Genomic DNA, 10,351 nt, shown 5'->3' with positions numbered 1-10,351 from the left:
CTCCAATAGTTGGGATCATAAATACCTATTCCCATTTCAAGCCAATTAGATGGTTTATGTTCCCAATAGAAGCTAACTGTTCCAATGACATTTCCATCTACCTCAACAATCCATCTATCCTCTTGATTAACAACAGAATCCTTAGTTTTCAAATAGTCCTCAAATGTGACAGCTTTATGTTCAAAATATGGTGCATCCCATTTCTTCCACTCTGGTGAACTCTCTTTATACATCAATGTCCAAAGTGAAAATAAGTCTTCTTCATGAATTGGTCTAATTCGTAATGGCAAATTATTCAACTTATCTGCTCCTTCTCTAATAATATTTTGGTAGATATTAAAATGCCAAAATTAGTTCAAAATTTTATTCAACTTATGCATGCGTTAGTTGAACAAGAATTAATTATTTAGAATTTATTCTTCATCTTTTATTCCAAATGATTTACGACCTCTGAACATTGCATACGTAGAACAATTCATAAAAAGTCCACAGATTAAGATAACCACCAAAGATTGTAATATAGTTGCTTTTGCAGTAATTGATAAAACCAAACCGCCTAATAGCCCACCAAAAGTATCAATTAAGATGAATTTTTTTATGAATTTTTTCTCTTTCTTTTTTATCCTTGTTTTTATGACTTGGGATACAATAAAAAAAATTACTACATAAGGAATAAAAATAAACCAATATCCGTTCATTTCAATCAATTTCCTCCTACAAGGTTCTTAAATCAATATTAATTGTTAAAAGGAAATTTGAAAATGGTAATAAAATGAATTAGAAAATGTTCTTCAACTAAACTAATGTAAGTACAATAAAAAAGGACTACCAATTGCAGTCCATCGTTGTTGAACTAACGCATGCGTTAGTTGTATAAGTCAATTTAATATTTCATAAATGTTGTGACGCTTCGCTTTGATACTACTCTACGAGTTGTAAGTTCATTCATCCAATTCCTTTTGTCAAATTGATATTCTCCCAATTCATCTTTATATGTAAGCTGTAATAGGTTGATCGTTCTTGCTTCATTCGGATTATTTATCGATTCTGGTAATAGTTCTTTACCATCACAGTATTCATACACCTCAACTATATCACCTAACTCCATAAATTCTTCTAAAAAGGATATAAAGGAGAGCTTTTCATATCCAAAAATCTCATAAACATATGGCAAAGTTAAAGGCAAATCAATACTGTATTCCTCACCTGAACTAATATTCAAAATGTGTCTTTCAAATACATATTTTAAATCTTCAATCCGCTTCATTGTTGCAATAATGATATGGCTTGACATACAATTCCCTCCCTTTATTTAAAATATTATTCCAGTAGCAAAGTTCCTATTCATGTTTAACTAAACAGTCATTTAGTCCAATAAAACATGACCGACGAATCGTCGATCATGTTGTTCAACTAATGCATGCGTTAGTTGAACAAGAAATATTAAATTAATCACTTATACTTAATGAAAAAGTTAAAAAGCACAGAAGTTAATCTGCGCTTTTATTACTACCATGTCAACCTACCACTAGTTTTTTTTTATTTGTGAATTAGTTCGTATTTTTCAATTCTGATTAAATGGTTCATTCGATTCCGATATTTTCGATAATCGTCTTTTCGAACTTCCTTTACTTCTTTATCATAATGAACAGATTTAAAGCCCTTGCGATATTCAAGAAGTTTTTCTCTTCGAGGATCTTTATAAATTTTCTTGTGGTTTTTATTCTGTTCATTTTTCCAGTTTGAAACTGTTTCTAAATCTAACATTTCCTTCCCTGCTGCGGGGATTTAGATTATGGCAATTGCCATTGGTGCCAACCGCAACTAATAGAAGAACACTTTAGGATTATACAAGACTTTTCCTCCTTATACATTGAATATTTATCTTAATATATTCAATTAAACATTAACTAATTAAACACTTCGAATGAATTTTTCTTATTGAACTAATGCTTGCATTAGTTGGATAAGGAATTTTCTGATATTGTTTTATTGAACAATTTCATGCATTTCTTTTAATACTTTTATAACTGCATCTGGACGATCAACATGTATAGCATGACCAGCATCATCCACAATTATATGCTTACTATTTGTGGACAACTTTACAAGTTCTTTTTGAAATTTAGTCCAGTAAGCCCAAGACTCGGGTGTATGGTAAGGTTGTGTACCTCCAGTAACAACGAAAAGTGGCAAGTTTCCAAATGAACTAGATTCTCGAATTTGCTCAAGACTTTCTTCAAATTCATTTAATGAAGCTTCAAATCTAAATTGACCATAATATTCTTCTTTTACTTTATCTGAAAATAATGGTGCCATAAATATATTCTGATCCTCATGAACTGAGTCCAAAAGAATTACCCCAGCAACTTCTTCAGGATATTCACTTGCAAATAACCTAACATTTGCTCCACCAAAAGAGTGTCCAACTAATACATAAGGTGGTTTCATACCTACTTTTTGAAGTAAAATACGAAGGTTTTCAACATTTTGCTTACTATGACGGGGTCTATCATCTTTTTCACTTTCCCCAATTCCCGCTCTATCATAAATAAACATCTTCGCAAACTTTGATACTTCATTTCTAATTGTTTTCCAGTTATTTAGATCCCAGCCATATCCAGAATCAAATATCATCGTTACATTTTCATTTTTTTCTCCAAAATACTCAAAATGTAACTCGATTCCACCGATATCTACTTTTTGCTTTGCTTCATCTTTACTAACATCGATCATGATTCTTTTCCTCCAAAAATCTAATAGTGCTAAAAGTGATAGAATTTCATATTTATATATATCAATATTCTCTTTAATATTAATATTTTCCTTGTTCAATTCTCCTTAAGCATTATAAAAAGGGCTACTGTAGCAGCCCTTCTTGTTGAAATAACGCATGCTTTAATTGAATAAGGTTTTGAAACTCAAAAATGGAAAAATGTATAATTAGTAGCAAAAGTTATGTATGAAACAACACACAAAATTAACAGTGTTAAAGTCTTGCGATTTAGAAAAAAGATATAAAAATAAATTAAAGTAAAACTTACAAATGATATTATTTCTGGAATTCCTTTAAAATGTTCTCTAAATTGTGAACCAACAATAATTGATGCTAATAGAAGATAAAATGCTGTGTTATTAGTTTTTTGTTTCATAATAACCACCCTATAGTCTTCAATTAAATACTCTTACATAACTAATATTCGTCGTAAAATCAATAAGACCTTGTTCAAATAACCAGCCATTTTGTTTAATAAGGAAAAGGAGCTTGGTTCAAATGATTGACCCAAATTGATTTTATTAGAACGCAACATAAAAGGGTGTTCTTCCTCATAAAGTGGTATTTTTATTTATTCTTTGAAATTTGACCTCATAATTCCCTCAATGTCTCCTACTGTAAATAACCTACCTCTTATCTTTGCTCTTCAGGTTTGCAATTCTCCACCTATAGTTTATTCCAATTGTGCATCTATTAGCTTTTCTAGGCTCAATTATATAATATTAATCTCTTATATAAAAAAAATAATGACCCAAATTAAAATAGGGTGATTTCTATCTACATAACACAAATTTGTTGAAGTACCTTAAAGTAATCATCATTATTTCTCCATGCATACGAAGCATTATTTAAATGAAATGGATTGTGCCCCGACCAAAAATGTAATCCCAAATCAACTAAATAATTTGTACCTTCTCCATCATTTAAAGAATACACCAAATTAGAATTTTCCTTTTTAAAATACCAATCAAATGGTCCATGTAGACGCTCAGTGAAATCGATACGATTAAAAATTATAGGAATAGCAGCTATATAACAAGCCTTTTTATAGTCTTTATGATCATTTTTAAAATATTTTAATAAGAATTCATAATGGTTCTCGTGTTCTGGGCAAATAAAGTACATTAATTTCCCTCCTTATTAAAAGCCGCATGATAAATTAATTAAAATAGTATATGTGGACAGCATCTGTTTCATGATTACTGACTATTTATTAAATAAAATGAGATAGATCAATAAACTTATATTTAAAACACAAATATTTAAAGGGAATATTCTTTATATATCGAAATTATGTTTAATAAAGCTTGATTCGGAGGGAAATTATGTTACTTGACCTGGGTGAAAAAATGCGGGAATTACGGCTTCAAAAAGGGTATGGTTTAAATGAATTTGCTAAAATACTAAATATTTCACCGAGTTACTTAAGTCAATTAGAAACAGGAAAAACGGAGAATATCTCATTCTCCCTACTTCAGAGATTGCAAGAAGAACTTGCCTTACTTCCTCTAAATATTGATGAAAACTCAAGAATTAGTCGTCTATTTCAACAATTAGACTTGCTAAGAGAAGTGGACGAAGGTTCTTATGAATTTGTTTTATTTAGTTTAGAATCAAATATTAACTGGTTAATTGAAAAGAAAGTTAGATAACAGTAATCTCAGTTTTTGCATTTTTATTTAGTATTAGTTTATTAAAGAAAATAGCATGCGGATTAGTGTATTATCTTGTATCTAAGATACAGCAAATTATTAAGCTACGATTCCTTCATCTGAAACATTTTTTTATTTTGGAAACTACAATTACTCAGTGGCTGATTTTACAAATAGACTCTGTTGTAAAAGACATGCTACATCTGAATTAAGTATAACGCTCAGTTCATTGGTGTTTCATCCTTACTTTATTTAATCCCATCCTTTTCCAAAAGTTCAGCTGCAACATATTTGGCTGTCAGCTTTAAAAATGGTTTACACATTTCAAACTGTTTTCCTGAGTATAAGCATTTATATTTCTTTTTATCTACTGGCTGGTTCCATTCTGAATTTCTATTTAATAATACATTTTTAATACTCCTTAAAATTTCTTCTTTATATCTTGAAAAGATATCAACTGATAATGTTGAATTCATTGCATCTAAAATTTGTTCATCATTAAAGGGTAAATTTGAAACCATTATTTCTTCAGCATTTACTGCTTTCTCTTCGAAAAAATCAAGTTGAGTAGCTCCATCCTCTTTTTTTGAATTATTTTTTGAATTATCTTTTGACTTACTTTTTCTGGAAACAGTATTATTTATGACGCTTTCTTGTAGAGAAATTATTATTTGCTTGATTAAATTCAAATTATCATTAAAACTTGACATACTGTTTGTTATCTCGATTAATTGATTTTCAATTGCTTTTATTGAAACGAGTTCCTCTGCTTGAACTTGAAAAGAATATGTAATTTTTTCTTCAATAGATTCTATCTTTTCGCTTAACTTTCCAATTGAACTTTTTATTATTTTTGAATTATTAAGTAACTCAAGCATTTTAGGCTTCTTTTCATCGATAAAATTCAATAAGTCTTCCTCACTAATATAATAACAGTGATCTTTCTTCTCACTTTTTATTAAATTTTTGCTGACCCATCTAGTTACAACTTGTTTTGATCGAGAAATTTCAAATTGCTCTAATAATTTAAACGCCTCGTCGACAGTGTAATATTTCATTACTCATCTCCTTATAAACGATTTTAACTAAATTAATTTTATGAGAGGAAAATTAAAAAATTGACTAATTTAATGCCTGTTAATACTAAATAAATTTCATAAATTACAAACAGTAAGAGGTGATAAATAAAAAGTACCCAAAAATGATAAAAAGGTAGCAATTATCTTCAAAAGATTATTTCATAAGAAATCCTAATAATCTAAATCTCTATTTTATGAGTTGCATTCCTTGCAATTGTTCCATCATCAAATTTTAAAAACCATAATATTTGATCGATCTGAAATGGAATCCATTCTGACTACAAAATAAGAATGATAGGTCAAGATTCATGGTCCACATCAATAATACAAAAGTAAGCCATTGAAATTTCCAACAGCTTACATTTGTTATTTCTTATATCTTACTTCTGAAAGTCATATTGATTAACGAGTTTAAGAAAGGCATGATACGTAATTATTATGTTTTCTTTACGTAGCACATTTCAAATCATTTTCTGATGCCCATTGTACCCACATTCAAATAGATCAGTTTGTAACCAATTATTAGTATTTAGGCTTTCGTTTTCTAATAAAATCCTTTAATCAATACTCCTTTTCTGCTACTTATGCTTAAAGGTTTTTTATAATATCTATTCACCTTAAGAAATCATTAAAAAAAGATTTATTCGGACAAGTACCATTATTTTAGCTATTTCACTGGAGTAATATTACTTTGGTAAACTGTAGTCGACGCCTTCCTCACTCTTTCGACGGCATCTTCTATAATCCTACTAAAAATTAGATATAATTTCATTTAACCGAATAATCTTAATAACCGCTTGTCTTTAACCGAGTAATCTCTATAGCCGAAAATATTTAGTCTAACTATTCACAATTTTTAAATCAGTGGACAAATCCCCTTGAAATCAATGGGTACAAGCACTTTTATTGTTTTTTTTTTCGGTAATTAAAATTGAAACCGATCGGTTTCCATCCTATTTACCGATAGGTATAAATATGGCTTTCCTAATAACCGAAAAAAACACCCTCTAATTTTTTCTAATCTAATAAAGTATTACTCAATTAAGCTAGTATACAGAAATTAGTCATACTGATTGTTCGTATTTATTCCTCCTATACAACTTGTCCAGTTGGATCTCTTTCGGATATTTATTTTATACTTCAATTTCCTACTTACGAAAAACGGTTCACCCCCTTCGTAATTCGTTGTTACTATTATCTTTTTCATTTTTTTTCATTTTTTTAATCATTTTTAACTTAAGAATTGATAAAAAATAGATTTTTGCAAAAAAATAAACCAAAAGCTTCATTAGCCCTCGGTTTACGTAGACACCTTTTAATTAATTACATCTAAATGCAGCTTGCCATCTAGATCCACATATAAAACAGAAATTAACTCCAATATCATTTTTCTAAATTGAACATGATCATCATCTTCTGTTGATGGATATCCTTTAAAATGGATTGCGTGAGGACCTTCTGCATATGTTATTGCTTTTTCAAGCTGTTGTCGTTTTTGTTCTAATTTTCCAAGCTGATTGTACATTAGTTCTCTTTCTTTTTTCTTAAATAATTGATAATGAATTAGAGACTCCAAGAACAATGCATTTTCCTCATTTTCTTCTAGATCCTTCATGAACATTTCCTGAAGGAACACTTCCATTTCATCAATTTCAACGCTTACCTCGCTTGTTTGCTCTTTTAATTGACTAATTGTATCTTCGATGTTTTGTTGGTCAATTATTAATTGATCTGTTGCTTTATGTAAAGCCTTCTCTTTGCTGGATGCCAGTAAGTTCGGTAATAATTCACCTTTAAAATAATCGTGAATCTTACTTGCTATTAAACTTAACGAGCATTGATCGGAGTCACAAAAATAATAGAGATCACCATATTCTTTACCACCAACAGTCTTTTTCTGATTTTTCGTTTTTAATAATCGCTTACAATATTGACATCTTACAATATCCTTTAAAATGAATGGTGTATTGTACCGTTTTGGATTATGCCCTTTACTTTTCTTTTTTTCATACAATTGCATTACATATTCCCATTCTTCCATTGGAATAATAGGAATAATTGTTGGATTCCTTGCAAATTTCCACGTTTCACGATCAGTCAACTTATTCTTTTTCAACCGATTTGCAGTTATATATCCTGCATAAAATGGATTTGTAATAATCATTTTGATTTTATCCTTACTCCATTTTTGAACACCATCATTTAGCTCAGTTTGTACTTTTAAGACGATTTCATTAAAGCCATAACCACGTTTAAACCAATCAAATATTTTAATAACAATTTGTTTTTCTTCTTTCACAAGAGAGAATGTTTTTGTTTGACAATCATAACTATAGCCATAAGGAGCTTTTCCGCCAGTCCATTCCCCCCGTTCTTGCTTGCTTCGTAAAGTATCTGACGTTCGTTCACGAATGTAAATATATTCCATTCTCGTCATACCATCCTTTACTGCACGCGGAATTACCTCCATCGACGTATACAATTCCCTATCCGATACACTAATTACTGGCATACCTAGTTCATTCATTTCTTTTCGAAACTGTTGATGTTCTACTGTGTCACGTGCAATTCGGTCATCCTTATAGATCGCTACAAAATCAAATTCTCTCATTTTCGCAGCAGCTTTTAATTTTTGCAATTCGGCTCGTTCTTTAAGTGGTGTTTTAACAGCTGATACCCCTGCATCTATGTATTGATGATTTTCCAAAAAGATACAATTATGTTCAGCTAAAAAATTCTCAACAGCATTTTTTTGCATTAAAAAGTCTTGTTTATCAGTCGAATAACGTGCATAAAAAGCTGCCTTTCGATTAGGTTGAAGTACCTCATGATAAGTTAACGGTTTTTGTGTCATGATTATACATCTCCTTTGCTGTAAAAAATGGATGTTTAAACTGAAAATCAATTTCGTATTTTCCGATATGAACACTTTCAATAATATCCGTATAAAAAATGTCCAATTCATCAATTGATAATTTCTCTAATAAATTTTCTTTAAATAGCTCATATGAGCCTTCAATTTTACCCATAAAGTCATTTATTTCTTCTAACTTCTCAAAATAAAAAGCTATTTCTTTCTTAATCTCTTTTAATTTACGGTAACACGCTACGAGATTATCTTTATGAAGTTGGCTTTTACTTTTAATAAACTTTTCCGTTCGCTTAATTGCTTCATCTTCTAATCCTTTGACCAATTGAATATATTTCTCAATGATCGTATTTAAACGATTTACGTTTGCTTTTTGCTGCCGCTTATAGAGCTCACTAAAATGGTTAGAGAGTAGATTTCGAAAGTAAAAGTCAGATTGAACTTTAATATTCTGCTCAACATCATCTACAAATGCTCTTGTTTTACATTCCTCGTTTTCACACTTTACAATCCGATAGTTAGTACTACTCACCATTTGCTTACTTAAAACTAAATTCGCTTTACACTCCTTGCAATAAAGGAATTTTAGAATAGGACAGCGAAATTTAACTTTACCCTTTTTATTTTCGAGAATTTTTTCAAAAATTTCATTTGCATCAAGCCATTCTTTTTCTGTAACGATGGCTAAATCGTCGTATTTTCTCTCATATTTCTCGTTACCAAATTTCATGATTCGAGTGCCTGCATACATCATGTTACCAATGATTTCTTTTATTTGTGTCTCATCCCAAGAACGCTTTTCTCCTTTTTTGGTCTTTCGGATAAAGTTATTTTTCTTTAATTGTTTGGCAATTGAAGATGTGCTCTCATGATTATCATGTAAAATTGTATCAAAAATAGCTTCGACAATTTTAATTTCCTCTTCATCTTTCTCGATTGAAGGTAACTTATTTTCTACTTCAATTTTTTTATAGCCAAAAGGGAGATTACCGAGTTTAATTCCTTTTGTATAATTCGCAATCCTTGTTTCGAGAATTCGAAGCGCAATCTGTTTCCCTTCGTGCTCAGCCATTGCACCTAATATGGTTTCTAAATACTCACCAACAGGTGTGTACATCATCGGTGCTTCATTTTGTGAAGTAAAATAAACTTTTACATCATGCGTTTTAAACAGTTCGTACAATTCCAAGTGTTCTTGCACATTTCTTGCCAGTCGATCACGTTTATATACAACAATCCCTTCGATTAAGCCTTGCTCAATTTGTTTTTTAATTTTATAAAGTCCTGTTCTTTCTTTTAACCCTAGTTTCCTTGCAGACATATCAATGTCTTCAAACTCTTCATCAATGACGATCCGTTGCTTACTGGAGAAAGTTAGCGCCATTGCTTTTTGCATTTGAATCGAATTTTCTTGTAAATTTGTTGAATTACGATAATAGGCTACTGTCTTTTTCATTGTTCTTTTCACTCCTTTCATATTCAATATACGTTTGTCCATCTTTTTTAGACGCATTCGTGATAAGCATTTCTTTTGCTAATTCTACATATAGGTCGAACCACTTTGTTGCTGCACGTTCATCATAGACATAGCGAATTGATCCTATTGATAATTCATGTATTTCATGTTTTTTCATTTGATAAATTTCCTTTCAATTTATATAGATAGTATGACCAGCAAACAATTTGTTATTCTTAATTAAAAATAAATTGTTTTTATATAAAAATAATTTGCAATCTCCGCATACGCACTAAGTAAAAACCAAAAAAGACAACTGCCAAATTTATAGCAATTGTCCGAATTTCATCATACAAATGATGGAATGAAAGTTTTATTTTAGACGTGTAAAACGCTAGAGTGCCTAAAAATCATTACCAAAATATTATTCGACCTATTAAACAAAAGTGAGAAATCAAAATAGCTCCAAGGTAGGAACATTCTTGTAAACTATAGATTAAAATTTGGATGAATCGCTAC

At 30.2% G+C, this 10,351-nt stretch carries 12 protein-coding genes; 1 reads left to right on the top strand and 11 read right to left on the bottom strand.

Annotated features, from left to right (window positions below):
• The 7 genes from COE53_RS18130 to COE53_RS18100 form a co-directional block, all read right to left on the bottom strand.
• A partial coding sequence (locus tag COE53_RS18130; protein WP_483295437.1) for a GNAT family N-acetyltransferase occupies window positions 1-233 on the bottom strand: 233 nt, incomplete at its 3' end.
• A 180-nt stretch (window positions 234-413) separates the two neighbouring features.
• Window positions 414-698 carry a hypothetical protein gene (locus tag COE53_RS18125; protein WP_142350419.1) on the bottom strand — a complete coding sequence of 95 codons (285 nt, stop codon included), beginning with the start codon at window positions 696-698 and terminating at the stop codon, window positions 414-416.
• 185 nt (window positions 699-883) lie between these two features.
• Window positions 884-1,294, bottom strand: a complete 411-nt coding sequence (locus COE53_RS18120) for a hypothetical protein (RefSeq protein WP_098948504.1) — start codon at window positions 1,292-1,294, stop codon at window positions 884-886.
• 245 nt (window positions 1,295-1,539) lie between these two features.
• Window positions 1,540-1,767, bottom strand: coding sequence for a hypothetical protein (locus tag COE53_RS18115; RefSeq protein WP_098948503.1), 228 nt, complete (start codon window positions 1,765-1,767; stop codon window positions 1,540-1,542).
• A gap of 222 nt (window positions 1,768-1,989) precedes the next feature.
• Window positions 1,990-2,736 (bottom strand): alpha/beta fold hydrolase, encoded by a 747-nt coding sequence (locus COE53_RS18110; protein ID WP_098948502.1) that lies wholly within the window; start codon window positions 2,734-2,736, stop codon window positions 1,990-1,992.
• 185 nt (window positions 2,737-2,921) lie between these two features.
• Window positions 2,922-3,152 (bottom strand): hypothetical protein, encoded by a 231-nt coding sequence (locus tag COE53_RS18105; RefSeq protein ID WP_098948501.1) that lies wholly within the window; start codon window positions 3,150-3,152, stop codon window positions 2,922-2,924.
• A 401-nt stretch (window positions 3,153-3,553) separates the two neighbouring features.
• Window positions 3,554-3,901, bottom strand: coding sequence for a DUF2538 family protein (locus COE53_RS18100; RefSeq protein WP_098948500.1), 348 nt, complete (start codon window positions 3,899-3,901; stop codon window positions 3,554-3,556).
• 200 nt (window positions 3,902-4,101) lie between these two features.
• Between COE53_RS18100 and COE53_RS18095 the strand changes: the two genes are divergently transcribed.
• Window positions 4,102-4,428 carry a helix-turn-helix domain-containing protein gene (locus COE53_RS18095; protein ID WP_098948499.1) on the top strand — a complete coding sequence of 109 codons (327 nt, stop codon included), beginning with the start codon at window positions 4,102-4,104 and terminating at the stop codon, window positions 4,426-4,428.
• Between the two features lie 248 nt (window positions 4,429-4,676).
• On the opposite strand, the gene COE53_RS18090 is transcribed toward COE53_RS18095, so the two are convergent.
• The 4 genes from COE53_RS18090 to COE53_RS18075 all read right to left on the bottom strand — a co-directional run bounded on the left by COE53_RS18090 (window position 4,677) and on the right by COE53_RS18075 (window position 10,010).
• A complete protein-coding gene (locus COE53_RS18090) occupies window positions 4,677-5,336 on the bottom strand; it encodes a hypothetical protein (RefSeq protein ID WP_142350418.1) in 660 nt (219 codons plus the stop codon).
• 1,486 nt (window positions 5,337-6,822) lie between these two features.
• Window positions 6,823-8,361 (bottom strand): recombinase family protein, encoded by a 1,539-nt coding sequence (locus COE53_RS18085; RefSeq protein ID WP_180242447.1) that lies wholly within the window; start codon window positions 8,359-8,361, stop codon window positions 6,823-6,825.
• Complete coding sequence (locus COE53_RS18080) at window positions 8,333-9,832, bottom strand: recombinase family protein (RefSeq protein WP_180242446.1); 1,500 nt, start codon at window positions 9,830-9,832, stop codon at window positions 8,333-8,335. The genes COE53_RS18085 and COE53_RS18080 overlap by 29 nt, the downstream gene beginning before the upstream one ends.
• The gene (locus tag COE53_RS18075) at window positions 9,804-10,010 is read right to left on the bottom strand and encodes a hypothetical protein (protein ID WP_098862128.1); all 207 of its coding nucleotides are present in this window, start codon (window positions 10,008-10,010) and stop codon (window positions 9,804-9,806) included. The genes COE53_RS18080 and COE53_RS18075 overlap by 29 nt, the downstream gene beginning before the upstream one ends.
• Window positions 10,011-10,351: the final 341 nt, after the last annotated feature.

It is taken from the genome of Bacillus sp. AFS029533 (genome assembly GCF_002585125.1).
In the GTDB taxonomy this organism is placed as follows: Bacteria; Bacillota; Bacilli; order Bacillales; family Bacillaceae_G; genus Gottfriedia; species Gottfriedia luciferensis_B.
Note: the sequence above shows the minus strand (reverse complement) of the source record. Positions and strands in the feature narration are given on the sequence as shown.